The sequence below is a fragment of the Methylomonas sp. Kb3 genome (assembly GCF_002834115.1).
Lineage (GTDB): Bacteria > Pseudomonadota > Gammaproteobacteria > Methylococcales > Methylomonadaceae > Methylomonas > Methylomonas defluvii.
Genome location: NZ_PIZT01000069.1, coordinates 335340 through 361368 on the forward strand (window position 1 = coordinate 335340; position 26029 = coordinate 361368).

The following is a 26029-nucleotide window of genomic DNA, read 5'->3' on the forward strand; positions in this document are numbered from 1 at the left end:
TCGCAGCACGTTCATCAATAATGGATGCTCTGTGAAAAACTCGTTTTTTCTGGTCATACCCCAGCAAAAAAATGATCCCCAATTGTCGGCGTCGTTTACCGACGATGCGCTACGGCAATGGATCGCGGAACTGCCGACTGCCAATCCCGGTCTGGCGGCGCGGCTGTTTTACGAGTTGTTAGGTGAATTAATTTCGGTGGAAATGCCGGCGGCGAAACGCTTGCATGCCTTGGAGTTACTCAGAGACAGCTTTTACTTGATTGACGATTATTTGCGCTCGCGGCTGATCAAGTTCGGTTTTCCAAAGGGCGAAAGCGAAAAAAAAATCTTCGGCTTGGCCTGCGCAATCGAAAGACAATTTACCATCGGCTATTGGAGCGTGGTCAAGGATTTGACCCGCCGCGAAATCGGTTGGTTGCAGGGTAAATCCACGGCCTTGGCGATACAGCGGACTATCCGGGGCTTGAGCCGCATCGTGATAAGTCACTACATGATGAGCTATCCGGTACCGGATTGGATCTGGATCGATTTGCATTCGTTATATAAACTCGCCGTGAAGCTGGATAAGGCGGGCTCCAAGGTGGCCGACCAGGGCGGTATATTCAGTAAACTGTCGTCAGTCGAAGACAGCTATAAACAAATATTGCTGTTAAGTTTGGCTTATCCATCCGGCTTGATGCAGAAAGAGTTTCAACTGGTTTATGAGTTTCTGGAGAAAATCAGCGATTTTCTGCAAATCGAAACCAAACCGGTAGCCGAACAAGCCGTGCAATGCGCGATTTTAATGGACGAAGACCTGCCGCCGGCTTTTTTGCTCGGTGGCACACAGACAGATCGCCGGTCGGACTCGGCCATGCTGTACCTGAATCTGACCAAATTGGGTAAAGTCATCAAGCAGGCCGACAAGTTGTGCAGCAAGGAGGAAGCGCGCTTTAGCTCGCTGGAGATCGATAAGAATAATCATCAAAAGTTATCCGCGGAACTGTTCGACTATCTGATGCAGCGCTGGCAAGGGAAGGAGCCGCAAGGGACGGTCTATTTTGCCGATAGGCTGGATAGATATGTGGCTATTGGTTTGGAAACGACCTATGATCTATTGGAAACCGGTAGACCCGGTCTGGAAACCGGTCTGGAAATTCGGGCCGAGACTGACTCCGAACGCGCCTTGTCCTGTAATTTCCACAAGGAAGGCGTGCTGTCTATCGGCAGCTTGGTGAGTTTTCGTAAGATAGACGCGATGCCGCAACAACGTTCGCTCGGCGTGGTTTGCAAAATACTGCTCCCCAAGCAGGATTCCAAGCTGATATTCGAGGTGATGGTCATCGCCGCGCAAGCTTTCCCGGTGGCTTATCAGGCGCTTGAGGCGGATACCGATGCGGAGCGCAAGAAAGCCTTGATCTATGGCATAAGAGATAATGAAGGCGAAAAGAGCTTTATCATCATGGATTCTTTTCGCTTGAAAGACGGCGATTTATTGCGAATGTTCATGGGGCATGAGAATTTTCCGATTATTTTGAACGGCCGTAGAAATATCGGCTTGGGCTATTGGCAGTTCGAATGCCGGCGTATTCTGGACGACGTCGTTCCCACGCAGAACAAGAAGAAAGGCTATGATTTTATATAACAAAGACGATTGCCGCCCGGTTCCGATAGGGAACAGGCGGCAGAACCCAGCAAACAGACTCAATGACAGCAAATACCGATCAGACATCTGATTTTAACGCCCTCGTCGATCCGCACGCCCAGCGTGAGGCCGAAAAATACGAGAATCCCATCCCCAGTCGCGAGCTGATCCTCCAGCTTATTCAAGAAGCCGGCAAGCCGCTACGCCGCCAACAAATCGCCCAACAATTTGCCCTGGAAACACCTGATGCCCTGGAGGCGCTGCGCCGCAGGCTGCGCGCCATGGAGCGCGACGGCCAGCTAAGTTTTAACAGCCGGCAAAAATATTGCCTGGGCTCCGGCGGCAACACTATCGCCGGACGGGTGCTTGGCCATCCGGAAGGCTTCGGTTTCTTGAAACCCGATGACGGTAGCGAGGACCTGTTTTTGTCGCCGCGGGAAATGAAGCCGCTGATGCCCAATGACCGAGTCATCGCGCGCGTGGCTGGCATTGATAGGCGTGGCCGCCGTGAAGCGGCAGTGATTGAAATCAGCGAACGCAATACGCATCAAGTGGTCGGTCGGTTTTTTACCGAGGGCCGCGTGGCTTATGTGGTGCCGGATAACAAAAAGATTGCCCACGAAGTACTGATTGCCAAGGAAGACGTCGGCCATGCCAAACAAGGCCAGATCGTGGTCGCAGAGATAATTCAGCAACCTAGCCAGCATTGCCAGCCCTTGGGCCGCATCATCGAAGTACTGGGCGCGCATATGGCGCCGGGCATGGAAATCGAAATGGCGATTCGCTCGCACGACTTGCCCAATCAGTGGCCGGACCCATTATTGGAAGAAATCAAGGAGCTTACGCCGCAAGTGCCTGAGTCCGCCAAGCAGGGCAGGGAAGATATTCGCAAGTTGCCCTTGGTCACCATAGACGGCGAAGATGCCCGGGATTTCGACGATGCCGTCTACGCGCAGAAGACCCCAAAAGGCTGGAAGTTATTGGTGGCGATTGCCGACGTCTCACATTATGTAAAAGTCGATACGGCCTTGGATGCCGAAGCCAAAAATCGCAGTACCTCGGTATATTTTCCGGAAAAAGTCATTCCGATGCTGCCGGAGATACTGTCTAACGGTTTGTGTTCGTTGAACCCGGAAGTGGATCGTTTATGCATGGTCTGCGAATTACTGATCAACGATGAAGGAAATGTCCTACGTTCGAGGTTTTTTGAAGCGGTGATGCGCTCCCATGCGCGTTTGACCTATACCGACGTAGCAAAAATGCTGGTGGATGGCGATCAGAAGTTGGCAAAAAAACACGCCGCTTTGCTGCCACATTTACAGACTCTGTACGACTTGTACAAGGTGATGCGTAAGCAGCGCGAGTTGCGCGGGGCGATGGATTTCGACACCCAGGAGACCAAAATCGTCTTTGGGCCGGAGCGCAAAATCGCTGAAATCGTGCCTTTGCAGCGCAACGATGCCCATAAGCTGATCGAAGAATTTATGATTACCGCCAACACGGCAGCGGCGAAGTTTCTGAACAAGAAAAAAATGCCGCGCCTGCTGCGGATCCACGATGGCCCCGGCCCGGAAAAATTACTGGCACTGAAAACCTTTCTGGGCGAACTGGGCCTGTTTCTGGGGGGTAAGGCGCAACCCACGCCATTGGATTACATGCATCTGCTGGAGTCGGTAAAGGAACGTCCCGACGCGCATTTGATTCAGACTATTTTGCTGCGCTCCATGTCGCAAGCCGTTTACAGCCCGGAAACCAAAGGCCATTTCGGTTTGGCGCTGGATGCTTACGCGCATTTCACCTCGCCGATTCGCCGTTATCCAGATTTGTTGGTGCATAGGGCGATCAGGCATTGTCTGGCCGGTAAGTCGGTTGATAGTTTTTATTACACGCATCCTGACATGGTGTTGTTGGGTGAGCATTGTTCGGCGAACGAGCGCCGCGCCGACGACGCCACCCGCGATGTGGTGAGCTGGCTGAAATGCGAGTATATGATGGACAAGATCGGCGAAGAGTTCGACGGCGTGATTTCCGCCGTGACCGGTTTTGGCTTTTTCGTTGAATTGCAATCCATTTACGTGGAAGGCTTGGTGCATATCGCCTCCCTGGTACAGGATTATTTTGCTTTCGACGCCAGTAAACATCAGTTGTACGGCGAGCGCACCGGCGTACGTTACCGCTTGGGCGATATGGTGAAAATTCGCGTGGTGCGGGTTAATCTGGACGACAAGAAAATCGATTTTGAGTTGCTACAATCAGGTAAAAAAATCGCTAAAACCAAATCCTCTTCGGGCCGCAAAAAAGCCGAAGCCGGCGCTAAAGCGACGAAGTCGAATAAAGATAAAAAATCCTCAAGTAAGCCAAAAGCCAAAAAACGCCGTCGCTCATGAATTTAACCCAATTGTTTGGTATTCACGCGGTACAAGCCGCGCTGGATTATTCACCGCAAAAAATTCGCCGTGCCTGGGTGGATAGCCAACGCCAGGATGTACGCCTGAAGCAAGTGATAGACGATCTCGTCAAGTTGGGTATCAACCCGGAAAAAACCGAGCGTAAAAAGCTGGAAAAAATGGCCGACGGCAAAAATCATCAAGGGATTGTGGTGGCCGTGGAATTGCCGGCGATGCGCAGCGAAGACCAGCTCAAACAAGATGTTGAAGCGCTAACCCAGACGCCGTTTTATCTGGTGCTGGATCAAGTGCAAGATCCGCACAATCTCGGCGCTTGTCTGCGTACCGCAGATGCCGTGGGCGCGCACGGTGTGATCGTTACTAAAGATAATGCCGCCGGTATCACGCCGACGGTTTGTAAAGTAGCCAGCGGTGCAGCGGAAACGGTGCCGGTGTATCAGGTCACCAATCTGGCCAGAGTTCTGCGCTGGTTGAAAGAGCAGAATATCTGGATCATGGGCGCGGCCGGCGAAGCTGAACAAACTGTGTTTCAGATGGAACTCGATATGCCTTTGGCGGTGGTGATGGGTACGGAAGGTACTGGCATGCGCCATCTGACCCGTCAGCATTGCGATTTTCTGGTGAAAATTCCTATGGCTGGACAGGTGGAAAGCCTGAACGTATCGGTGGCTGCTGGCGTATTGTTGTACGAAGTGTTTCGGCAGAAACTGCTTGCTTAAGCGGCATGAAGCGCATGGGCTATGTTTCGGCGGCGTTGCTTGCCAGCGCATTGAGCTCGATGGCTTATGCTGAAATCGATGCGAGAGCAATGGCCTTTAATTGCTGGAATTGTCACACCGATTCAAACTTAGATGCCCAAAGCTCAATCCCTTCGCTAAAAAATTTATCCGCTCAGCAGATCCAGCAGGCCTTGCTGGATTTTAAATACGACAAAAGGCCGGCCACATTGATGCCGCGTTTGGCTAAAGGTTACAGCGACACCGAGCTGGCGGCGGTTGCCGAGTATTTGAGTCGCCATTAATGACCGGATTATCCCGCAGACGTTTTTTACAAGGCTTTGCCGGAGTTGGGGCTGGTGTTCTTAGCGGTTGTGGCGGATTGCCGTTCTTTTCGGGTGCCAAAGCGCATGTCGTAGTGGTCGGTGGTGGCTTTGGCGGTGCGACGGCGGCGAAATATCTGCGCTTGCTGGATGCGAATATTCAAGTCACGCTGATCGAACCTAAAGCCAAATATATCACTTGCCCCGGCAGTAATTGGCTGTTTGCCGGTTTGGCGGGCCTCGACCAGTTGACGGTCGATTACCAGGCTTTGCAAGACAAATATGGAATCAAACTGTTAATTGATCGCGTCAGCAGTTTAGATGCTGGGCAACGGCGATTGCGATTGGCCGGCGGGCAGAGTGTGAGCTATGACAGGTTAATCATGTCGCCCGGCATCGATTTTCGTTGGGATACGATGGCTGGTTACGATCAGGCCGCCGCGGAGCAATTTCCGCATGCCTGGCAGGCCGGTCCGCAGACCTTAATGCTGGCGCGGCAACTGCAAGCGATGCCGGACGGTGGGGTAGTGTTACTAGCGGTGCCTGCCGATCCTTATCGATGTCCGCCTGGCCCTTACGAGCGAGCCAGTATGATGGCGTATTGGCTGAAAAAGCATAAACCGCGTTCGAAAATACTCATCCTCGATGCCAAACGCAGCTTTTCCAAGCAGGCTCTATTCGAAGCCGGCTGGACTAAGCATTACGGTTACGGCACCGCCAATAGCCTGATCGAGTGGCATAGCTTGGCAGATAATCCTTTACTTGAACTGGATAAGCCGAATAGGGTGTTAACTAGCGAATTCGGCGACCGATTCCGAGGCGACGTGTTGAACATCATTCCGCCGCAAACGGCTGCGCATATCGCTTTGCAGCAGGGCTTGGCCGATAGCACCGGTTGGTGTCCGGTTCGGCCGCTGACCGGCCAATCGTTATTTGACGACTTTATCCATGTCATTGGCGACGCTGCGCATTATGCACCTATCCCTAAGTCTGCTTTTGCCGCTAATTCCGAAGCTAAAGCGTGTGCGCTGGCGGTGACGAGCTTGCTTAATCAGACCCCAGTCCCCGAAGCACATTGGCTGAATACCTGCTATAGCCTAATCGCGCCTGACCACGGTATCTCCGTGGCCGGTGTTTACAAGCTGGATGCAGCCGATGCGATTGCTCCGGTGAAAGGCGCCGGTGGAGTAAGTGCGCGAGTCGATGCCCAAGTTGCCGCTGCGGAAGCGGATTACACGCGAGCCGTTTATCGGAACTTGATTGCCGATACGTTTGGTTAACTTGATGTTTTGATCAAAAATATTTTATTTCAATAGCTTGCATTGGATTTTTGTAATTTTTTTTGAATTGTTTTTCCTTGCAATTGAAACTGAATAAGAAAGCAATTTTTCGGCCAGTATTTACGAGTATTTACCATTGAAGGCGCGGGAATCCGAAAACAGCGTGTTACAATCGCGCCTGTTCATTTTCCATGGTTGACTGCGTGAAGAAAAACCCACTATTACAAATACTGTTGCTGAGTATGCTGTCCGGCAAGGCCGCTCATGCAAGCAGCTTTGTAGTTGAGGATATTCAGGTTAAGGGCTTACAAAGAATTTCCGCCGGTACCGTCTACAACTATTTGCCGGTTAATGTTGGCGAAACCTTTTCCGAAGACAAGCAAGCCGCGGCGATCAGGGCTTTATTCAATACCGGATTTTTCAAGGATATATCGCTGGAACGCGATGGTGGCACGCTGGTGGTGAATGTGGTCGAGCGGCCTTCGGTAGCGAAAGTGGTTATCGAAGGCAACAAAGACATTAAAAAGGAAGATTTGACCGAAGCCTTGAAAAAAATCGGGCTGGCGGAAGGCAAGGTTTACAACAAGCAAATCCTGGACAAGGTCGAACAAGAGCTAAGGCGGCAATATTTCAGCCATGGTAAATACGGCCTGAAAATTAAAACCGAAGTTTCGGAATTGACGCGCAACCGGGTCGGCATTCATATCGATATTTCCGAGGGCCGGGTTGCCAAGATCAAGCAAATCAATATCGTCGGCAGCAAATCCTTTGCTAACGATGTCTTGCGGAAAGAGTTCGAATTAAGCACCACCAACTTCCTGTCTTTTTATTCCAAAGACGACCAATATTCCAAACAAAAGCTGTCTGCTGATTTGGAAAAGCTGCGTTCATTTTATCTGGATCGCGGTTATATCAATTTCTCCATTGAATCCACTCAGGTTGATATTACGGCCGATAAGAAGGAAATTTACATCACCATCAACGTCAAGGAAGGCGACGTGTACACCTTGGAAAAGGTCAAATTGTCCGGTGAATTGATCGTGCCGCCTGAAGAGTTGATCAAGTTGGTTAAGGTTGGCCCAGGCGAGATTTTCTCCCGGAAGAACGCTACGGAAACCTCCAAATCCATTTCTGATCGCCTGGGTGACGAAGGTTATACCTTTGCCAACGTGAATATGGTGCCGGAGATTAACGAGCAGCAAAAAACCGTGGCGATGACCTTTTTTGTTGATCCGGGCAAGCGTGTGTATGTGCGGCGCATCAACGTCAAAGGTAACACCAAGACCCGTGACGAAGTGATTCGCCGGGAAGCCCGGCAAATGGAGTCCAGTTGGGCGGCCAGCAGCAAGATTGAACGGACCAAGACCCGTCTGGATAGATTGGGTTATTTTGAGGAAGTGGGCGTGGAAACGCCGCCTGTGGTCGGTTCGGCCGATCAGATCGACGTCAATTACACGATCAAGGAGAAAGCCTCCGGTAACTTGCAGGCCGGTGTCGGTTATTCCCAGGTGCAAGGAATTATCTTTAACGCCAACGTGTCGCAAGACAATATCTTCGGTACCGGTAAGCGGGTGGATTTCGCGTTCAACAACAGCAGTATTTTGACACGTTACAACCTGGGCTTTTCAGATCCTTATTACACGTTGGATGGCGTGGCGATGGGCTACAACCTTGGTTACACCTCTCGAAATGCCTACGCGGCTAACTTGGCGGCTTACAATACAACCATTACAAACGCCGGTATCAACTTTGGTATCCCGTTGAACGAGTTCGACAGAATCGGTTTTGATATTGATCTAAAGCGTACCGAGATCGAAAACACCACCTTGTCTTCGGACACGATTCTAAAATTCCTAGGGTTTAAAAAGGGCGACGACATTTCTGCAATCCGGTCGAAAAGCTTTGATACGTTGTCAACTTCTGCGGGCTGGACTCACGATACTTTAGACAGAGCCACATTCGCACATAGCGGTGGTCAGCAAAGGCTTTCCGGATTGATTACCGTACCCGGTAGTGATTTGGAATATTTCAAAGTCGGCTATAAGCATCAGCATTATTTTCCCTTGTCCAACGACTTTACCTTCCGCTTGTTAGGTGAGGTGGCGCATGGCGGTAGCTACGGTGGTAGTTCCGGCTTGCCGTTTTTTGAAAACTATTTTGCCGGTGGTACCGGTGACGTTCGCGGTTTTATGCAAAATACCTTGGGTGTCATTGACCAAAACGAAATCAATACCGCCAATACCTACAATCGACCCATCGGGGGCTCCACCAAGCTGATTGGCAAGGCCGAGCTGTTTTTCCCTGTGCCGTTCTTAAGCGATATGAAATCGGTTAGGATTGGCTCGTTTGTTGACGCCGGCACGCTGGCCCCTGGACTTAATTCCGGCGATTTGCGCAAGTATTTCCGCTATTCGGTGGGCTTGTCTGGGGAATGGTTGTCGCCATTTGGTGCCTTGGCAGTGAGTGTTGCCCAGCCCCTAAATTCGGAAAGTACCGACAGAACTCAAGCCTTCCAGTTCACCTTCGGCTCGGGATTTTAGTTTAGTTTGAGCCTGTTTTGCCCTATAATCGCTTTTGCGTTCTGTCTTAAACTCAAAAAAATTAACCGGAGATGGTTTTGACCATGAAAAATAGAATTTCTTTGTTTCTAATGCTGATGATTTTTGCTGGCGTGAGTCACGCAGAGCTGAAAATCGGTTTTGTCAATGTGGCGAAGGTTTTGGAAAAAGCGCCACAAGCCGCCAAAGCAAAAACTCGCTTGGAAACTGAATTTTCACCAAGAGACAAAGCGCTGGTTTCTCAGCAAAAAGAAATCAAATCGCTGGAAGAGAAGTTAGGCCGTGACACTGCGGTAATGGGCGAAGAAGAACGTCATAGAATCGAAAAAGACATTCTGGATAAAAAACGCGACGCCGCTCGTGCGCAACAAGAGTTCAGCGAAGATTTCAACATGCGTAGAAACGAAGAGTTGGGCAATCTGCAAAAACGCATCGTAGAAGCAGTAAGAGCGTTAGCCAAAGAAGAGTCTTTTGATCTGTTGCTGACCGACGGTGTTATTTACGCCAACGATCAGATTGATGTTACCAGCCGCGTTCAGCAAAAACTGGAAAACTTGTCGCAATAAGATTTTCCCCGATGCTTCCTGATTGAGGGAGCATGCAGCACTTAAGTTGGGGAGTTCCTGGTCTAAGCGAACTTCCCGCTTCCCCTCATTTCGCACAGAATACTCATGGCCGGCACACTCGATATTTTACAAATTCAGGAACTCTTGCCACATCGCTATCCTTTCTTGCTGGTAGACAGGGTGCTTGAATGCGAGCCGGGCGTGCGTTTGTTGGCTGTGAAAAACGTGACCTTTAACGAGCCGTTTTTTCAAGGCCATTTTCCGAGTCAACCTATTATGCCTGGTGTGTTGATCATGGAAGCCCTAGCGCAAGCTACTGCGCTACTGACGTCGCAAAGCAACGATCAATTGGGCAAAGGCACGATTTATTACTTGGCGGGCATCGATAACGCCCGCTTCAAAAAGCAAGTTGTTCCCGGTGACCAATTGCGCCTGGAAGTGACTTACATCAAACACAAGCGTCACCTCTGGTCCTTCGATTGCCGTGCGGAAGTAGATGGTGAACTGGCCGCCAGTGCGCAAATCATGTGTGCGGCTGTGGCCGCAGAGGCTTAAATGATAGATCCCAGAGCGGTTGTACATATTAATGCAGAATTGGCCGATGACGTTAAAGTCGGTCCGTTTTCGGTTATTGGTCCGGATGTGCAGATAGATTCAGGTACCGAGATCGGGCCGCATGTGGTGATTAAAGGTCCTACCGCCATCGGCAAGGATAATACGATCTACCAATTCACCTCGATAGGCGAAGACCCGCAAGATAAAAAGTACGCCGATGAAATCACCCGTCTGGAAATCGGCGACCGCAATGTAATACGCGAATTTTGTACGATGCACCGTGGCACGCAGCAAGATCGAGGATTGACGTTGATCGGCAGCGATAATTTGTTCATGGCTTACACCCACGTGGCGCACGATTGCGAAATTGGCGATCATGTGATCATGGCGAATGGCGCCTCGATTGCCGGGCATGTGCATTTGGGTGATCATGCTATTTTGGGCGGTTTTACCTTGGTGCATCAATTTACCAAAATCGGCGAATACAGTTTTTCGGCGATGGGTAGTGCAATCACTCAGGATATTCCGCCGTATGTGATGGTTGGTGGCAGGCCCACTCGGCCGCACGGCATCAATTCGGTGGGTATGGAGCGTAACGGCGTGCCGCCGGAAGTGATTCGGCAGATTCGCAAAGCCTATAAAATCCTCTATAAAAACAATCTGCGTCTGGAAGACGCCATCGAAGAAATGGAAGATATGGCCGGCGAAAGCAACGAACTTTCCAATATGGTCAGCTTTCTACGTAATGTCACACGCGGTATCCTCCGATAACCCCCCACGCATAGCCGGTATCGACGAAGTTGGCCGCGGCTGCATAGTCGGGCCGGTGGTTGCCGCTGCGGTGATTCTCGATCCACTCAGACCTATCTCGGGTTTAACAGATTCCAAAAAACTTACCGAAAAGAAACGCAAGCTGCTGGCCGAGCAAATCACGGCCAATGCCTTGTGCTGGGCCGTTGCTCGCGCCGAAGCGAGCGAAATCGACACTATCAACATCTTACAAGCGACGATGGTGGCGATGCAGCGGGCGGTGTCGCAATTGGCCTATCGCCCCGATGGGGTCAAGGTGGACGGCAATCGGCTACCGGTATTGGATATACCGGGAGAAGCTATCGTACAAGGCGATTTGCTGGTTGCGGAAATTTCCGCCGCCTCGATCCTAGCCAAAGTCGCCCGCGATGAGGAAATGCAGACGCTGGATAGGCTGTATCCCGGTTATGCTTTTGCTATCCACAAAGGCTATCCTACCCAGCAGCATTTAGCGGCTTTACAACAGCTTGGGATTAGCCCGCAGCATCGAAAATCGTTTGCTCCTGTTAAAAAGTATCTTGTTTAAACAGCCATGACGCCGAGTTTTGTTCATCTTCGTATTCATACTGAGTTCTCCCTGGTTGACGGTATCGTCAGAATCAAGCCCTTGGTAAAGAAACTGGCTGAGTATCAAATGCCGGCCGCGGCGATTACCGAACAAAGCAATTTGTTCTCGCTGGTTAAATTCTATAAAGCCGCACAAGGCGCCGGCATCAAACCCTTGATCGGCGCCGATGCGCTGATTTTCAATCCTGACGAGCCGGCCTCGCCGTTTCGCCGGACCATGTTGGCGCGCAATCAGAAAGGCTATGTGACGTTGACCGAGCTGATTTCCCGAGGCTACCAGGAAGGGCAGCACCAAGGGATACCGATGCTGCACAAAGACTGGATTGCCGAGAATCATGAGGGTTTGATTGTGTTATCGGGGGCGATGGATGGTGACGTCGGTCAGGCTTTGTTGGCGGAAAATGCCGAGCAAGCCAAACGTTGTGCCGAATATTGGCGGGATTTGTTTCCAAACAGTTTTTACCTGGAATTGCAGCGGCTCGGTAAAACCGACGAAGAGCGTTACATCAAATTAGCGGCGGATTTGGCTGCCGAATTGGATTTGCCGGTTGTTGCCACCAACGACGTGCGTTTTATCAGTAAAAACGATTTCGACGCGCATGAAGTACGGGTCTGTATCCATCAGGGGCGGGTGCTGGACGACAGCCGCCGGCCAAAAAACTATACCGCTCAGCAATATTTACGTACTGCCGAGGAAATGGCCGAATTGTTTGCCGATATTCCGGAGGCTTTGGTCAATAGCGTGGAAATCGCCAAACGCTGTAATGTCGAGCTGACATTGGGCGAAAACTATTTGCCCGATTTTCCGGTCCCCGAAGGTATGACGCTGGACGACTATTTCAAGCATGCTTCGCGCCAGGGCCTGGAAGAACGACTCGTTCAATACCCGCCGGTAGGCAAGGGCAGCTTCGCGGAAAATCGCAAAGTCTATGACGAGCGTTTGGAAGTTGAACTGAACGTGATCACCCAGATGGGTTTTCCCGGCTATTTCATGATTGTTGCCGACTTTATTCAGTGGGCCAAGAACAATGCGATACCGGTCGGGCCGGGGCGAGGATCGGGTGCCGGTTCCTTGGTGGCGTATGCATTGAAGATTACCGACCTTGATCCGATCGAATTCGATTTGCTGTTCGAACGGTTTTTGAATCCTGAGCGGGTGTCGATGCCGGATTTCGATATCGACTTTTGCATGGAACGCCGCGACGAAGTGATCGATTACGTCGCTCGTCACTATGGCCGTGATCACGTGTCACAGATTATCACCTACGGCTCGATGGCCGCTAAGGCCGTGATTCGCGACGTGGGCAGGGTGATGGGGCACGCCTACGGTTTTGTGGACAGGCTGGCAAAATTGATTCCCTTTGAGATCGGCATGACACTGGATAAGGCCTTGCAAGACAGTGCCGAATTGAAGGCCTTGTACGATACCGAGGAAGAGGTCAAAGCGCTGATCGATATGGCGCGTTCGCTGGAAGGCATCTCCCGGAATGCGGGTAAACACGCCGGCGGCGTGGTGATTTCGCCGACCAAGCTTACCGATTTCAGCCCCTTGTATTGTGAGCAGGGCGGCGGCAATCTGGTCACGCAGTTTGATAAGGACGATGTCGAAGCGGTTGGCTTGGTTAAATTCGACTTCCTGGGTTTGCGAACCTTGACGATCATTGATTGGGCGCTGCAAACCATCAATCGCCAGCGCGCCCAACGCGGCGAAGAGCCGGTCGATATTTCCCAAATTCCCCGTGATGATCTGCCCAGCTATGAATTATTAAAAAACGCTCAGACCACCGCCGTATTTCAGCTGGAATCGCGCGGTATGAAGGAGCTGATCAAAAAGTTGAAGCCGGATTGCTTCGACGACATTATCGCGCTCGTCGCTTTATTCCGTCCCGGCCCTTTGGAATCGGGCATGGTTGACGATTACATCAACGTCAAGCACGGCGCCAAGGCTGAATACGCGCATCCATTACTGGAACCGATTTTAAAACCCACCAACGGCGTTATTCTGTATCAGGAACAGGTGATGCAGATTGCCCGGGAATTGGCCAGTTACACTTTGGGCGGCGCCGATATGTTGCGGCGGGCGATGGGTAAGAAAAAGCCGGAGGAAATGGCCAAGGAGCGGGAAAAATTTATGTCGGGCGCGTTAGCGAACCAGATCGATGCCGCGATCGCGACTTATGTTTTCGACCTGATGGAGAAGTTTGCCGGCTACGGTTTCAACAAATCGCATTCGGCGGCTTACGCTTTGGTTGCGTATCAGACCGCCTGGTTGAAGGCGCATTATCCGGCCGCGTTCATGGCGGCGGTGATGTCGTCGGATATGGATAACACCGACAAAGTGGTGGTTTTGATCGACGAATGTCGGGAGATGAAGCTGGAGATTTGCCCGCCGGACATTAATGTTTCCGACTTTCGTTTTACGGTAAACGATCAGGGTCAGATTGTTTATGGTATCGGCGCGATTAAGGGTGTCGGCGAAAATGCGATTGAAGATCTATTAAAAGAACGGGCTGCCAACGGCGCGTTTGCGGGTTTGTACGATCTGTGCAAGCGCGTCGATTTGCGCAAGGTCAATCGCCGGGTTTTGGAAGCATTGATCAGAGCCGGAGCGCTGGATACCATCGATCCTAATCGCGCGGCGCATCTCGCTGAATTGACTACTGCGTTGCGAGTGGCCGAACAACACGGAAAAATGGCGTTGGCCGGTCAAAACGATCTATTCGGTTTGGCGGTACAAGTGGAAGTCAGCGACGGTGAAGCGGAAGCTTATTCCACCGTGGTCGAGCCGTGGACCGAAAAAGAAAAGCTGGAAGCGGAAAAGCAAACTTTGGGGCTATTTCTGACCGGCCATCCCATCGCCGAATATTTGCCGGAATTAAAACATATCACCCATGGCTCGCTCGCCAGTCTGGAAGTCGATGCCGGCCGCTCCAGAGGCAAAATGGAAGCGCGTGTTGCCGGCCTGATCGTGGAAATGCGTACCCGGCAAACCAAGCAGGGCAAGATGATGGGCTTTGCAACGCTGGACGACCGTACCGGCCGGCTGGAAGTGGCGGCCTTCAGCAATATATACGAAAAATACCGCAACCTGCTCAGCAAAGACACGATTCTGATTGCCGAAGGTTCATTGGCAATGGACGACTTTACCAACAGTCTTAGGATGACTGCCGAGAAGCTCTACAGTATGGAAGAAGCGCGCGAGTTATATGCCCGCGGCATTACGTTGACGATAGATCTGGCCAATGGCGGCCTGCCGTCCGGTTGGCTGGCAAGCCTACAGGCCACGCTGACGCCATTCTGCGGCGGTCAATGTCCAATCCAAATCGAGTACCGAACTGGCACCGATAAAGCGACCCTGCAATTGGGCGACGACTGGCGCGTGCGCCCTAGCGATGAACTCCTGATCCGCCTGCGGCGCTTGTTATCCAACGAAACGGTGTTGGTCAGGTATTGACCTGACAGTTGAGGGGCCGGTATTTATGGGTGTTGAGTGGATAAACTGAGTTCGACGAATACCCGCCAAAGCAAACAAAAATGCCCAATCGCAAATGTCCAAACAAAAGCAGGCTTAGGGTGCGATGAGTTTACGAATCTTGCCAGTAGCGATACTCATGCTGTCTGCCACTTAACACCGCATTTGAACCCGCTTCCGTCATAGAAAGCTTTCGCGGTTTGCAGCGTGGTGCAAAGATCCATGACCCAATTGCTTGGGTAGTCACCTAACTGACCACCAACTACCAACTGAGTACTTGACATACTTGAGCGATCAGGATCGATTAACGTTGGGAAAGATTGGTTTTTGATAGAACCGGTTAAAACGTAGCGACCAGAACCGCCGCCGATGCAAAGATAGGTTTCGGTATTATTCTTTTCTGGGTAGAGATATAGGTCGTTTAGGTTTTCGTTGTTCAGCGCGCGAATAGTAGATTCGATTTCTGACCAAGTGGGGCTCTCAATCATCTTGTCGCGTTCGTGTGCGCTATCCCAGTCAGAGATCGTGAGCATCGCTATCGGCATTCGGCTGGCGCCCAACGTGGCGCTAATCCTACTGTATTGATTAGCAGAATATTTTCACTTCTGTATATCATTTGATGAAGGTTAGTCATAGCTGGTTATGAACAAGTTTCCGTGATTGAACCAGATTGGGTGATAAGCCGCAACGGGTTGAGCTCGACCACTGAAAACAAAATATGCCAAAGCGTTACACCTTTAATAGCCCGTTCACGTTTGCGGCCATCTGGGATTTGTTGCTCGCTTTGGTTACACGCCAAAAATCCAAATTAGGTATATCAAAAATTTTTGAATGGACTGGCGAAATTCTGGAATGTCCGATTTCAGGTAATTTATAGGCATCCCATGGTTTCGTGTACTTAACATGCAGATACGAGGTTGATGCTTCGATAAATTGACAATTACGCTACGCAACACAAATATACGCCGGCAGTGGATTGGACCGGGCTGGACATAAAAAAGGGAGGCCTGGGCCTCCCTGGTTTCGTCAAGCTGGAAGCTTATCGTTTAGCGGTCGGTACGTTTGTATTCGACACGGCGGTTGTAGGCACGGCCTTCGTCGGTTTCATTGGTATCGACGGGTTTGGACTCGCCGAAGCCAACCGCTGTCAGGCGTTTGCCTTCCACGCCTTGTTTGATCAACTCGGCTTTGACCGCATTGGCTCTGCGCTCGGAAAGCTTTTGGTTGTAAGCATCTTTACCGTAACTATCGGTGTGGCCCTGAATCTCTATGGTCAAACCAGGGTTCATTTTCATGACTTCCACGGCGTTTTGGATCAGCGGGCCGTATTTGGCTTTGACGTCGGATTTGTCGAAATCGAACAGTAGGCCGCGGAACGCCCAGCAACCGTCTTTATCGACGATAGCGCCTTTAGGAGTGTCAGGGCATTTATCGGCACAGTTGCTTACGCCGTCTTTGTCGTCGTCTTGGGTTGAGCAATCGGCCACTTTGGGTGTGCCTGCTTTCAAGAAGACGTTTTTAACGAAATCACTCATGCCTTTGGCGCTGGTGATCGCTTCGGCTGTAGTCGAGAATCCGCAACCCGATGCATTGGCTAGGTCTTGCAGCACCGCTTGTCCGGCCACATCTTGGTCATTACCGACCCAGACTGTGTAAATGCATAGCTTGTCTCCGTATTGGGATTTAAGTGCTTCGGCAGTAGGTAGCGGCGAGACTTCCTCGATACCGTCGCTTAAAACGATTAAGGCGATATTGCCGGGAGCAGAGGTGATGTCTTTGCCGGACTCGCTTAGCGCCGTGGCCAGTGGGGTGCCGCCGCTAGAGCATTGTAGAGAGGTAATTGCAGTTTCGAAACCGGCCTGAGTGTAATTTTGCACGGCTTGGTTGAGATAAGTTGAGCCCCAAGACAGGCATGGGCCAAAACCGAAGCTGCGCAAACCGGATGTCAGCGGCATAACCGGAATGGATTTGTTAAACTTGTTGAGCAGATTTTTTTCGACATCCAGCTTGGTGCCGCTGTAATCCGCAGAATTTACATAGGTACGGCTCATGGATGAAGACGAATCATTAATCACGAAAAAGCTGTTGGTTTTTTGTACCAGTTTTCCGGATTTAACCAGCGAGTTAAGGTCTTCAGGCTGGAAAGCCTGGAAATTATTGCTCGACTGCGTCGCGCAACCGGAAAGCAGCGCTCCGGCCAGAGTGGCCGTGAATAAAAGGTTTCTTTTCATGTATTGATTCTCCAGGTTATTGTTCTGCATCGACAAGGCCTAGCGTACCGCCTTGGTGTCTTAAGTCTAACATCAATCCCTTATTTTTAAATAGTGCGTTCATCTTAGCCGGGCGCCGTGAAATAATGCCGGTTTGTTTTTAATCCTTAGGATTCCTTGGAGAATGTAATGGGCAAGATTTTAATTTTCTGTGCGATGTTTTTACTTGCCAGTGCGGTAAAGGCTGACAGCGTGAAAGAAATGGCTGAGCAGGGGAATGCGCAGGCTCAAGCCAAGTTGGCATCGCTGTATTTACTGGGCCGAGAAGGTTTCGAGAAGGACGAGCACAAGGCCGCGGAGTGGATGGAAAGGGCGGCGAATCAAGGTTTGCTTGATGCTCAGGTGGTGATGGGTGCGATGTATGATCGAGGCATGGGTGTGAATAGCGACAGAGATAAGGCTACCGATTGGTACGAAAAAGCCGCTAAACAAGGACATGCCACCTCGCTGGCGATTCTGGGCAGAAACGATGCAGCCAAAGGCAGCGTGCAATTTAATTACCAGGCGATGCGTTTAAACGCCTCTCGCTCTATTCCCGGCGAATATGCCAAGAAATTTTTAACAACTAAATAATTGACGATGAGTATTAGAACCCGCTTTGCCCCCAGTCCCACCGGTTATTTACATGTTGGCGGTGCCAGAACCGCTCTGTTTTCGTGGTTGTATGCGCGCAAACACGGTGGCAAATTTATTTTGCGAATCGAGGACACCGATCTTGAACGTTCCAGCCAGGAGTCGGTGAATGCCATTCTGGAAGGCATGACTTGGTTAGGCTTGGAATATGACGAGGGGCCGTTCTATCAGACGCATCGTTTTGATCGATACAAAGAAGTCATTCAGCAATTGTTGGCGCAGGGCGATGCCTATTATTGCTACTGCAGTCGCGAAGAGTTGGAATCTTTGCGCGAGCAGCAAATGGCCAACAAGGAAAAGCCGCGTTACAACGGCAAGTGCCGGCATGGCGTTGAAAATCCGCAAGGCGAGCGCGTGGTGCGCTTTAAGAATCCGGAGCAGGGCGAAGTGGTTATCGACGATCTGGTGAAAGGTCGCATCGTCGTTGCCAACAAGGAGCTGGATGATCTGATTATTGCCCGTTCCGACGGCACCCCGACCTATAACCTGACGGTAGTAGTCGACGATATGGATATGGGAGTTACTCATGTAATACGGGGTGACGATCATGTTAACAATACGCCCAGGCAGATTAATATTCTGAAAGCCTTGGGCGCGCAATTGCCTGTGTATGCGCATGTGCCAATGATTTTAGGTTCCGACGGTGCAAGATTGTCCAAACGCCATGGCGCGGTCAGCGTGATGCAATATCGCAATGACGGGTATTTACCCGAGGCTTTGTTGAACTATCTGGTGCGGTTGGGTTGGTCGCACGGTGATCAGGAATTGTTTTCCTTGGAAGAAATGGTGGCCTTGTTCGAGTTGGAAAAAGTTAACGTTTCCGCGTCCACGTTCAATACCGAGAAGCTGGTGTGGTTGAATCACCAGTACATTATGAATAGCGATCCGGCACATGTTGCTCGGCACTTGGCTTGGCATATGGGGGAGCGCGGTATCGATCCGACCACCGGCCCGGCGCTGGCGGATGTGGTTAAAGCGCAGCGCGAGCGATGCAAAACTCTGGTGGATATGGCCGCCGAGAGCGAATACTTTTACAAGGAATTCGACGCTTACGAAGAAAAAGCCGCCAAGAAGAATTTCAAAGCGGGCGTGGACGATGTATTGCAACATTTACTGGTGCAATTTAGCGCTATCGGCGAATGGGAAGCGTCAGGCCTTCATCAAGTGGTATTGGAGAGCGCGGAGCAGTTGCAACTTAATCTGGGTAAGGTTGCGCAGCCCTTGCGTGTAGCGGTTTGCGGCAGCGGCGTATCGCCGGCTATTGACCTGACTTTAGCGCTATTGGGCAGAGAGAAAACCTTGCACAGAATAGAGCGAGCGATCAGATACATAAAGAATGTAGAAAATTCCTAGACAAAGCTCTGAAAATCCGTATAATACGAGAACTCAACTACGGGGCCATAGCTCAGCTGGGAGAGCGCTTGCATGGCATGCAAGAGGTCAGGAGTTCGATCCTCCTTGGCTCCACCAAAGTAGTTGATTTAGTCCTGAGTCCCCATCGTCTAGTGGCCTAGGACACCGCCCTTTCACGGCGGTAACCGGGGTTCGAACCCCCGTGGGGACGCCAACTTGGCTAAAGTCGGTTAAGCCGGTACTTCTTGTTGAAGAAGTCATTCTAAAAAAATAGTCTTAGTCCCCATCGTCTAGTGGCCTAGGACACCGCCCTTTCACGGCGGTAACCGGGGTTCGAACCCCCGTGGGGACGCCATCAATTCTTAAATTTATAGCTCTTGCGCAGCGGAAATAATGCTGTGCAAAGTTTGCTATATCGTCTGTTTTAATTCAGTATTTTAAGTCCAATCACTATTTCTGTGGTGATGTGGCGACTAGTGTCTTCTATGCTGATCGCTTTACTGGGGCGGTTTGATCTCGCGAAGCATAAGAGTAAACCTAAATCGCTTATTTAAGTTTACTCTTGCGGCGATGAGAAAGATCTAGTGTCGTAGATCCATATTGAACTTACGTATTTGTTGTCTGAAGCTTTAGGTAGACGGATGACCGGCTTCAATCATCACTTTTAGCTTAGAGCCCGGTTTGATGTCCGCCTTGTTTTTGGGAACGTTATTCCATTTGCGGAGCTCGGTGACGTTAACGTTAAATTTTTTGGAGATCTGCGCCAATGTATCGCCGGGTTTGACTGTGTAGCTGATTTGCTTGACGGAAGGCGCGGTAGATGCCACGGTTATACTGCTGCTGGTTTTCTTGATAGTCAGTTTTTGACCGGGTTTCAGAGCCGCTTTCTTGGGTAATTTATTCCAACTCACAATATCATCTTTATCAACAGAAAAACGTTGCGAGACATCCCATAAGGTGTCGCCTTTCTTAACCGTATATTGCTGTTTGCTTGATTGGGCGGGGGTTGGCGTGGATTGTTGTGACACTGCGGCAACAGCCGATGTGGTTGGTTCGCCTTTCTGTGAATGATAAGACACTGGAATTAGCAGGATTGTGCCTTGGGCAACCGTATCGTCGTCAAGATGATTGACATTAATAATCTCTTCTACACTGGTACTGTGTTTGCTGGCTATGCTTTTCAGCGTCTCTTTCTTGCCAACTGTATGGTGTTCCCACTTGATTCTTTCTTCGTGTGGCAGTTCAGCGAGTTTCTCTTTAAAGGAATCGGCTTTGCTTACCGGAATCAACAGATGTTGCGCGCCGTTCGGGTCGGTACTCCAGCGGTTATAGCCGGGATTGAGCTTTAAGAAGTCGTCCAGCGGGGTTTGCGCCATTTCGGCGGCTTTACCCAAGTCGAGCTGCGACTTTACATCCACCAATTCAAAGTAAGGTTGGTTGGCGAATTGATGCAGATTGACGTTATATTTTTCCGGGTTGGCAAAGATCTTGGCGATTGCCAGCAGCCTGGGTACGTAAGCTGAGGTCTCGTTGTTCAAATCCAGAGACCAGAAGTCGGTAGGCTGTCCGCGTTCGAGGTTTCTATCTACGGCGTTTTTGATATTGCCTTTGCCGGCGTTGTATGAAGCGAGCGCCAGTAACCAGTCGTTATTGAAAGTCTCGCTCAGTTCTTTCAGGAAGGTAGTGGCTGCCTGAGTCGATTGCACCACATCGCGTCGCGCGTCATACCAGCTATTCTGCTTCAACCCGTAAAGACGCCCGGTGGGCGGAATGAACTGCCAAAGACCGGATGCTTGAGCTGGCGACATTGCGTCAGGTCTGAAAGCGCTCTCAACTGCAGGTAACAGGGCCAATTCTCCGGGGATGTTTTTCGCTTCGATTTCGTTGAGTATGAAGTATAAATAAGGCTCGGCGCGTTGTTGTACTCTGGTCAGATATTCAGGGTTTCTGAGATACCAGTTTACTTCGCGGTCGATTCTGGCATTATCGATTTCCGGTAAGGCGTAAAGAGACAGCATCCTATCCCAGATGGTGGCGTGCTCTTTTGCTTCTACCTGCTTGTTATGGATTTTTCCGGCATTGCCATTCCGGGTAAATACGGAAAACTTGCTAGTTGATGATTGGCTTAGATGGTCTTTTTGCGCATGTTGGCTACAACCGGTTGCCAGCAAAATAGGTAGTAGATAAGACAGATGACGGCCTGATTTTTTGGAAATTGAGCGGGGCATTGTCTGAACTCGCTAAAATAAAAAAATTAGATCCTAGCATGGCTTTCTAAAATAGCCAAAAAAACATACCCTTAGCGGCGGTTAAATGAAGAGACAATTTCTGTTTGCGTTGTACCAAACCCCAAGGGGTAAGCTACTGCAAACCATGGAGGCCAACTATCTGCGAAGATCAATAACGGTGAGTTGTAAACAACAACAACTCCAGATCGGTGGCTTAGGTTGGGAAAATGAGTTCGTCGATTTTTCCTTGTATAAGAATTATCTAATTCTGGACGGCAAGGCCTTGGGTGATGCTGGCGCGTTGAAGGTGACTGCTAAGGCATTCAGCTTGCCTATTCAAACTGAATCGATGGATTTAGTCATACTTCCGCACATTTTGGAGTTCGACGCGCGTCGATTTCAAACCCTACGCGAAGTCAATCGTGTGTTAAAACCGGGTGGCGAATTGGTCATGTTGAATTTCAATCCGTTCAGTATGTCGGTACGTTTTCAGTTTTTATGGGACTGGAAGCTCGCGGAATCCTGGCGGGCGCATTTGATTACCAAAGCTCGGGTTTTGGATTGGTTGAAACTGATGAATTTCGAATTACTAACCACTGCCGAGTTTGGATTAGACAGTTACACCATTGCTCACGGTAAATTCGAGTTCAGCTTTGCGTCTTTGTTTGCTATGGCTTACGGCATTAAGGCGGTGAAAAGGCAATACACATTGATTCCTTTGACTGCGGCACAGCAACGCCGCACCAATTTAGCTGCGGTTGGATTGGGATTGAAATCGAACTTACATAGAAAGGTGGGCCATGACTGAAGTCATTATTTATACGGATGGTGCATGCAAGGGCAACCCTGGGCCAGGAGGTTGGGGCGTGCGCTTGGAATACCGAAATAAAGAAAAGGAGCTATGCGGCGGTGAACCTGAAACGACGAATAACCGGATGGAATTAGTGGCCGCAATACAGGCTCTGGAAACACTAACAAAACCGTGTAGCGTCAAATTGCACACTGACTCTAAATATGTTTTGCAAGGTATTACCGAATGGATGGCTAATTGGAAAAAGCGGGCATGGAAAACCGCGGCAAATAAACCAGTGAAAAACGAAGATTTATGGCGACGTTTGGATGCTGCTATCCAGCGTCACAACATCGATTGGATATGGGTGAAGGGACATGCCGGGGATGTCGGTAACGAGCGTGCCGATCAGTTGGCCAATCTGGGAATCGAGCGCTTGTCTCGCCGATAAATCACTTAAAATCAGGAAAATACATGTTAGGTTCGATAGCTGCTGCGTTAGTCGGCATTTGGTTTTACAACACGGCGGCACGCTCAAGTCGTCCGCCAATCTCATGGGCGGTGTCGGGTGTGGTGGTGTATTTTTTGGCGGCGCTGCTCTGGACTTTGGCTATTACACCAAGTGTCAAAGATGCTGCAAGTCACAGCCAAAGCGCCGCACTGATCTTCATCGTTCGCTATGCCTATATCGGGTTTGGCGTATTGGTAGCGGTTTTGTTGAATGGTTGGTTGAATAAATCCGCCGACTCTGAATAGTGCGCCAGTGTCGAATTGGTCTGTGTATATCATTCAGTGTGATGACGGTAGTCTGTATACCGGAATCAGTACCGATGTTGAAAGACGTTTCCGCCAGCATCTGATGCAAAAAGGAGCCAAATACTTTAGAAGCCGTCAACCTCGGCAATTGGTGTTTGTCGAAGCGGGACATGATCGTGTTTCTGCCTCAAGAAGGGAAGTGTTCATCAAAAAAATGAAACGTACTGAAAAACTTCATCTTATCGCAATGTGTAGCTGCTTATAGCGGCCGAATTGGATGGGAGTCAATATTTTAGGGATAGTTATTTTTCGTAATGCGGATAGATTTGAGAATGATTTGCATTAGTTGTTGTAGGGGTTTTATACTCGAGTCTCAAATTCTTGGAGACCGATATGAAGCCATTAAACTCAAAACTTAGCGCCGCAATTTCGGCGATTGTTGTCAGTGCCGGGGTAAACGCTGCGGGAATTCCCGCCGAAAAGCCGCAGACCATGGATGAAATGTGGAAGATCATTCAGGCACAGCAGCAGCAGATTGACAGCATGACTAAAAAGCTGGAAGCGGTCGCGCAAAAGGAGCCCACCGGTGAAGTCAGCAATTTGGAGCGTAAAACCAATGTATTGACGGAAGAAGTGGAAAAGCTGCGTACCGAGTTGGTGGTGCCGGAAAAAGTTGAATACAAAAGTGCTTACGGTTTAGGTCCGGCGGCTTCGAAGGTTTATCAAGTTGGTAAGGGCCTGTCTTTAGGTGGCTATGGTGAGGCCAATTATCAGGCGAGGGTTGATGATCAGGGCGGGCGTAATGCGGCAACCGGCACCGTTAATAATCCGGACAATACAGATTTCGAACGACTAGTCATTTACGCGGGTTATAAGTTCACTGACAGCATACTGTTCAACAGTGAAATAGAGTTCGAACATTCCTCGACCGGTAATAACGGATCGGGTAGCACGGGCACTGTCTCCGTTGAAATGGCCTCCTTGGATTTCTTCATCGACCCGCTGGTCAATGTCCGGGCCGGGATGGTGTTAATGCCGATGGGCTTTATCAACCAGATACATGAGCCGCCGTTTTTCTTCGGTAACAATCGCCCGGAAGTCGAAAGACGCATTATTCCCAGCACTTGGCGTGAAAACGGTGTGGGGTTATTCGGTGAATTGTTGCCGGGTCTGACCTACACAACCTATGTGGTTAACGGTATGAACGCTAAGAATTTTGGCGCTGACGGCATTCGTAGCGGCCGGCAATCAGGAGGACAGGCGTTGGCGGAAGATTTGGCTTATGTCGGTCGCGTGGACTATGCGCCGCCGATGTTGCCTGGCGTCATGGTGGGCGGCTCGGCGTATGTCGGTAATTCCGGGCAGAATCAGCTGTATAACAGACGGCAACTCGAAGTAGCAACGCAACTTTACGAAGCCCATCTGCAATGGAAATACCGTGGCCTGGAATTTCGTACTTTGGGTTCCTGGGGGCATATCGGCGATGCAGCCTTGCTGAGTGTTGCCAATGCTAAAAGTATTGGTGAAGAAAACTATGGTTGGTACAGCGAAGTTGGTTACGACATACTGCCGCACTTTGCGCACGATACGACCCAATATCTCGCCCCTTTCGTGCGTTACGAGCGTATGGATACTGTTGCCAGCGCTTCGACATGCGCAAATGCCATTTGTCGAGACGATCTGACCAGAGACGTCGAAATCTACCAAGTCGGCCTCAACTACAAACCCATTCCCAATGTCGTGATCAAGGCCGATTACCGTAATTTCACCCAAAAATCGGGCACCTCTCCCGACGACTTCAATTTGGGTGTAGGCTTTATATTTTAAAGTGGCTGGATAGTTGCTTCTTAAGCCCCGCCGGTTCATACGGCGGGGTGCATCGGTATATAATGCCTTCTTAAATTGCTTATGCGCGTATCGGCTTGGCAAATTGTTTGCCGGTCTCTATCATAGCCGCCGTATTGTTCACTCCCTGGATTTTTCCCACTCATGCTGATTTCAAAAACTCGTCGGCTTATGCTGACGCTGCTGGTTTTTTGTTTAACGAGCGTAAACCTTGTCGCCGCTGTGTTTTACAGCAAGGACGAAGCGATGAAGCTGGCCTTCGGCGACGACGCTACTGTGGAAATGCAATCGTTGTTTCCCACGCCAGAGGAAGTGGCGCAGATCGAACAGCTTGCGAAGGTCAAGTTGGAATCCAATCTGTTTAGTTTTTATGTGGGTAAGAAGCAAGGTGCAGTGATCGGCTATGCCGCGATTGAGGCCCACACTGTCAGAACTAAACCGGAAACCTTGTTAGTGGTACTAACGCCGGATGGCAAATTGCGTAACGTTCATACGCTGGCGTTTCATGAGCCGCCGGAATATCAACCGCCGGAACGCTGGATGGCCTTGCTGGCTAATCATTCCATCGAAGAGTTGAGCCTGAATCAGGATATACAGGGTGTGGCGGGGGCAACGCTCAGCACCCGAGCCGCAATTAACAGCGCGCGCAAGGTATTGGCGATTTATCAAGTTCTCATCCAAAACAAGCCCAAATAATGCGTTTCTTTGTAACCGGCGAGCAAAATCGCCAGCTGTTGATCAATACTTTGATCTTGATGTTCTTGGCCTATGTGGCCTTATTGTGGATCAGCAATGGTCTGATGTATTTCCATAAAATGAATCTCACCCCGGAGTCGGTGATTTCTTACTATTTGGGAAACGAGCAAGAGTTTAACGAACCGAAAAGCTATCAAAGTTTGCTGGAAGTCAGTCATTTTCATTTATTTGCCATGGGTATGTTGGTATTGACGCTCACGCATCTGATGCTGATGACCTCGTTGCCGACTCTGATGAAAGTCTGGATCAGCGCAATCGTTTATGCCGCGGCAATTGCCGATGAAGCGGCGGGTTGGTTGGTGCGTTATGTCGATCCGGCTTTTGCTTATTTCAAAATAGCCGCGTTTTTATTACTTGAAACATCCTTGTTCCTATTGATCGTCATAGTCAGTTTGTCGTTGATTGAATCGCGCCGGCAACTGCGTTAAAACCGATTTCCCTATTGCCCTAGTTGGTTCATTGGCGCATTCTCCGACTGCGCTGATGTCCAAAAATGGCTAGGTCGTTGACTGCAGATTT

At 50.2% G+C, this 26029-nt stretch carries 23 protein-coding genes and 3 tRNA genes; 23 read left to right on the plus strand and 3 right to left on the minus strand.

Features of this window, described 5'->3' with window-relative positions; genetic code table 11:
• Positions 1-31 precede the first annotated feature (31 nt).
• The 11 genes from CWO84_RS22665 to dnaE all read left to right on the plus strand — a co-directional run bounded on the left by CWO84_RS22665 (position 32) and on the right by dnaE (position 14861).
• Positions 32-1624: a hypothetical protein gene (locus CWO84_RS22665; protein ID WP_101055405.1), complete on the plus strand. Its 1593-nt coding sequence runs from the start codon at positions 32-34 to the stop codon at positions 1622-1624.
• 62 nt (positions 1625-1686) lie between these two features.
• Positions 1687-4011 carry a ribonuclease R gene (rnr, locus tag CWO84_RS22670; RefSeq protein ID WP_101055407.1) on the plus strand — a complete coding sequence of 775 codons (2325 nt, stop codon included), beginning with the start codon at positions 1687-1689 and terminating at the stop codon, positions 4009-4011.
• Positions 4008-4751: a 23S rRNA (guanosine(2251)-2'-O)-methyltransferase RlmB gene (gene rlmB, locus CWO84_RS22675; protein ID WP_033155213.1), complete on the plus strand. Its 744-nt coding sequence runs from the start codon at positions 4008-4010 to the stop codon at positions 4749-4751. The genes rnr and rlmB overlap by 4 nt, the downstream gene beginning before the upstream one ends.
• Positions 4752-4756: 5 nt before the next feature.
• Positions 4757-5053, plus strand: a complete 297-nt coding sequence (locus CWO84_RS22680; protein ID WP_051669598.1) for a c-type cytochrome — start codon at positions 4757-4759, stop codon at positions 5051-5053.
• Complete coding sequence (locus CWO84_RS22685) at positions 5053-6351, plus strand: NAD(P)/FAD-dependent oxidoreductase (RefSeq protein WP_101055409.1); 1299 nt, start codon at positions 5053-5055, stop codon at positions 6349-6351. The genes CWO84_RS22680 and CWO84_RS22685 overlap by 1 nt, the downstream gene beginning before the upstream one ends.
• Positions 6352-6542: 191 nt before the next feature.
• Positions 6543-8891 (plus strand): outer membrane protein assembly factor BamA, encoded by a 2349-nt coding sequence (bamA, locus tag CWO84_RS22690; RefSeq protein WP_101055411.1) that lies wholly within the window; start codon positions 6543-6545, stop codon positions 8889-8891.
• Between the two features lie 83 nt (positions 8892-8974).
• Positions 8975-9475 (plus strand): OmpH family outer membrane protein, encoded by a 501-nt coding sequence (locus CWO84_RS22695; protein ID WP_020485707.1) that lies wholly within the window; start codon positions 8975-8977, stop codon positions 9473-9475.
• A gap of 105 nt (positions 9476-9580) precedes the next feature.
• Positions 9581-10030, plus strand: a complete 450-nt coding sequence (fabZ, locus tag CWO84_RS22700; protein ID WP_026604275.1) for a 3-hydroxyacyl-ACP dehydratase FabZ — start codon at positions 9581-9583, stop codon at positions 10028-10030.
• Positions 10031-10801: an acyl-ACP--UDP-N-acetylglucosamine O-acyltransferase gene (lpxA, locus tag CWO84_RS22705; RefSeq protein ID WP_033155209.1), complete on the plus strand. Its 771-nt coding sequence runs from the start codon at positions 10031-10033 to the stop codon at positions 10799-10801.
• Positions 10776-11366 carry a ribonuclease HII gene (gene rnhB / locus CWO84_RS22710; RefSeq protein ID WP_101055413.1) on the plus strand — a complete coding sequence of 197 codons (591 nt, stop codon included), beginning with the start codon at positions 10776-10778 and terminating at the stop codon, positions 11364-11366. The genes lpxA and rnhB overlap by 26 nt, the downstream gene beginning before the upstream one ends.
• A gap of 6 nt (positions 11367-11372) precedes the next feature.
• Positions 11373-14861: a DNA polymerase III subunit alpha gene (gene dnaE, locus CWO84_RS22715; protein WP_101055415.1), complete on the plus strand. Its 3489-nt coding sequence runs from the start codon at positions 11373-11375 to the stop codon at positions 14859-14861.
• Between the two features lie 155 nt (positions 14862-15016).
• Here the strand turns inward: dnaE and CWO84_RS22720 are convergent, their stop codons facing one another.
• Together CWO84_RS22720 and CWO84_RS22725 are read right to left on the minus strand one after the other, a co-directional pair.
• Positions 15017-15412, minus strand: a complete 396-nt coding sequence (locus tag CWO84_RS22720; protein ID WP_133120724.1) for a hypothetical protein — start codon at positions 15410-15412, stop codon at positions 15017-15019.
• Between the two features lie 513 nt (positions 15413-15925).
• Positions 15926-17110 carry an OmpA family protein gene (locus CWO84_RS22725; RefSeq protein WP_101055419.1) on the minus strand — a complete coding sequence of 395 codons (1185 nt, stop codon included), beginning with the start codon at positions 17108-17110 and terminating at the stop codon, positions 15926-15928.
• Positions 17111-17278: 168 nt separating this feature from the next.
• Here CWO84_RS22725 and CWO84_RS22730 point away from each other — a divergent pair, with 168 nt between their 5' ends.
• From CWO84_RS22730 to CWO84_RS22750, 5 genes are all read left to right on the plus strand, one after another.
• The gene (locus CWO84_RS22730) at positions 17279-17722 is read left to right on the plus strand and encodes a tetratricopeptide repeat protein (protein WP_101055421.1); all 444 of its coding nucleotides are present in this window, start codon (positions 17279-17281) and stop codon (positions 17720-17722) included.
• A 6-nt stretch (positions 17723-17728) separates the two neighbouring features.
• Positions 17729-19135 (plus strand): glutamate--tRNA ligase, encoded by a 1407-nt coding sequence (gltX, locus tag CWO84_RS22735; protein WP_101055423.1) that lies wholly within the window; start codon positions 17729-17731, stop codon positions 19133-19135.
• 41 nt (positions 19136-19176) lie between these two features.
• Positions 19177-19252: transfer RNA gene (locus CWO84_RS22740), tRNA-Ala, on the plus strand.
• Between the two features lie 21 nt (positions 19253-19273).
• Positions 19274-19349, plus strand: a tRNA-Glu gene (locus CWO84_RS22745).
• Between the two features lie 65 nt (positions 19350-19414).
• Positions 19415-19490, plus strand: a tRNA-Glu gene (locus CWO84_RS22750).
• A gap of 274 nt (positions 19491-19764) precedes the next feature.
• Here the strand turns inward: CWO84_RS22750 and CWO84_RS22755 are convergent.
• Positions 19765-21363 carry a LysM peptidoglycan-binding domain-containing protein gene (locus tag CWO84_RS22755; RefSeq protein ID WP_101055425.1) on the minus strand — a complete coding sequence of 533 codons (1599 nt, stop codon included), beginning with the start codon at positions 21361-21363 and terminating at the stop codon, positions 19765-19767.
• An 85-nt stretch (positions 21364-21448) separates the two neighbouring features.
• Here CWO84_RS22755 and CWO84_RS22760 point away from each other — a divergent pair, with 85 nt between their 5' ends.
• The 7 genes from CWO84_RS22760 (at position 21449) to CWO84_RS22790 (ending at position 25938) form a co-directional block, all read left to right on the plus strand.
• Positions 21449-22171 carry a methyltransferase domain-containing protein gene (locus tag CWO84_RS22760; RefSeq protein WP_101055427.1) on the plus strand — a complete coding sequence of 241 codons (723 nt, stop codon included), beginning with the start codon at positions 21449-21451 and terminating at the stop codon, positions 22169-22171.
• Complete coding sequence (rnhA, locus tag CWO84_RS22765) at positions 22164-22604, plus strand: ribonuclease HI (protein WP_101055429.1); 441 nt, start codon at positions 22164-22166, stop codon at positions 22602-22604. Before CWO84_RS22760 ends, rnhA begins: the two co-directional genes overlap by 8 nt.
• Positions 22605-22627: 23 nt before the next feature.
• Positions 22628-22909, plus strand: a complete 282-nt coding sequence (locus CWO84_RS22770) for a hypothetical protein (protein WP_101055431.1) — start codon at positions 22628-22630, stop codon at positions 22907-22909.
• A 22-nt stretch (positions 22910-22931) separates the two neighbouring features.
• Positions 22932-23174 (plus strand): GIY-YIG nuclease family protein, encoded by a 243-nt coding sequence (locus CWO84_RS22775; RefSeq protein WP_230410249.1) that lies wholly within the window; start codon positions 22932-22934, stop codon positions 23172-23174.
• A 128-nt stretch (positions 23175-23302) separates the two neighbouring features.
• Positions 23303-24736 (plus strand): hypothetical protein, encoded by a 1434-nt coding sequence (locus CWO84_RS22780; RefSeq protein WP_101055433.1) that lies wholly within the window; start codon positions 23303-23305, stop codon positions 24734-24736.
• Between the two features lie 162 nt (positions 24737-24898).
• A complete protein-coding gene (locus tag CWO84_RS22785; protein ID WP_205800452.1) occupies positions 24899-25450 on the plus strand; it encodes an FMN-binding protein in 552 nt (183 codons plus the stop codon).
• Entirely contained in the window at positions 25450-25938 is a 489-nt protein-coding gene (locus CWO84_RS22790) for a hypothetical protein (RefSeq protein WP_205800454.1), read from the plus strand. The genes CWO84_RS22785 and CWO84_RS22790 overlap by 1 nt, the downstream gene beginning before the upstream one ends.
• Positions 25939-26029: the final 91 nt, after the last annotated feature.

Coding starts and splice junctions, on each gene's coding strand:
- CWO84_RS22725 (WP_101055419.1), bottom strand. CDS start 17,110: ATGAAAAGAAACCTTTTATTCACGGCCACTCTGGCCGGAGCGCTGCTT.
- CWO84_RS22755 (WP_101055425.1), bottom strand. CDS start 21,363: ATGCCCCGCTCAATTTCCAAAAAATCAGGCCGTCATCTGTCTTATCTA.
- rlmB (WP_033155213.1), top strand. CDS start 4,008: ATGAATTTAACCCAATTGTTTGGTATTCACGCGGTACAAGCCGCGCTG.
- bamA (WP_101055411.1), top strand. CDS start 6,543: ATGGTTGACTGCGTGAAGAAAAACCCACTATTACAAATACTGTTGCTG.
- gltX (WP_101055423.1), top strand. CDS start 17,729: ATGAGTATTAGAACCCGCTTTGCCCCCAGTCCCACCGGTTATTTACAT.
- CWO84_RS22760 (WP_101055427.1), top strand. CDS start 21,449: ATGAAGAGACAATTTCTGTTTGCGTTGTACCAAACCCCAAGGGGTAAG.
- CWO84_RS22770 (WP_101055431.1), top strand. CDS start 22,628: ATGTTAGGTTCGATAGCTGCTGCGTTAGTCGGCATTTGGTTTTACAAC.
- CWO84_RS22720 (WP_133120724.1), bottom strand. CDS start 15,412: ATGCTCACGATCTCTGACTGGGATAGCGCACACGAACGCGACAAGATG.
- CWO84_RS22730 (WP_101055421.1), top strand. CDS start 17,279: ATGGGCAAGATTTTAATTTTCTGTGCGATGTTTTTACTTGCCAGTGCG.
- rnr (WP_101055407.1), top strand. CDS start 1,687: ATGACAGCAAATACCGATCAGACATCTGATTTTAACGCCCTCGTCGAT.
- CWO84_RS22780 (WP_101055433.1), top strand. CDS start 23,303: ATGAAGCCATTAAACTCAAAACTTAGCGCCGCAATTTCGGCGATTGTT.
- CWO84_RS22685 (WP_101055409.1), top strand. CDS start 5,053: ATGACCGGATTATCCCGCAGACGTTTTTTACAAGGCTTTGCCGGAGTT.
- dnaE (WP_101055415.1), top strand. CDS start 11,373: ATGACGCCGAGTTTTGTTCATCTTCGTATTCATACTGAGTTCTCCCTG.
- CWO84_RS22790 (WP_205800454.1), top strand. CDS start 25,450: ATGCGTTTCTTTGTAACCGGCGAGCAAAATCGCCAGCTGTTGATCAAT.
- CWO84_RS22785 (WP_205800452.1), top strand. CDS start 24,899: ATGCTGATTTCAAAAACTCGTCGGCTTATGCTGACGCTGCTGGTTTTT.
- lpxA (WP_033155209.1), top strand. CDS start 10,031: ATGATAGATCCCAGAGCGGTTGTACATATTAATGCAGAATTGGCCGAT.
- CWO84_RS22695 (WP_020485707.1), top strand. CDS start 8,975: ATGAAAAATAGAATTTCTTTGTTTCTAATGCTGATGATTTTTGCTGGC.
- rnhA (WP_101055429.1), top strand. CDS start 22,164: ATGACTGAAGTCATTATTTATACGGATGGTGCATGCAAGGGCAACCCT.
- CWO84_RS22680 (WP_051669598.1), top strand. CDS start 4,757: ATGAAGCGCATGGGCTATGTTTCGGCGGCGTTGCTTGCCAGCGCATTG.
- fabZ (WP_026604275.1), top strand. CDS start 9,581: ATGGCCGGCACACTCGATATTTTACAAATTCAGGAACTCTTGCCACAT.
- rnhB (WP_101055413.1), top strand. CDS start 10,776: ATGTCACACGCGGTATCCTCCGATAACCCCCCACGCATAGCCGGTATC.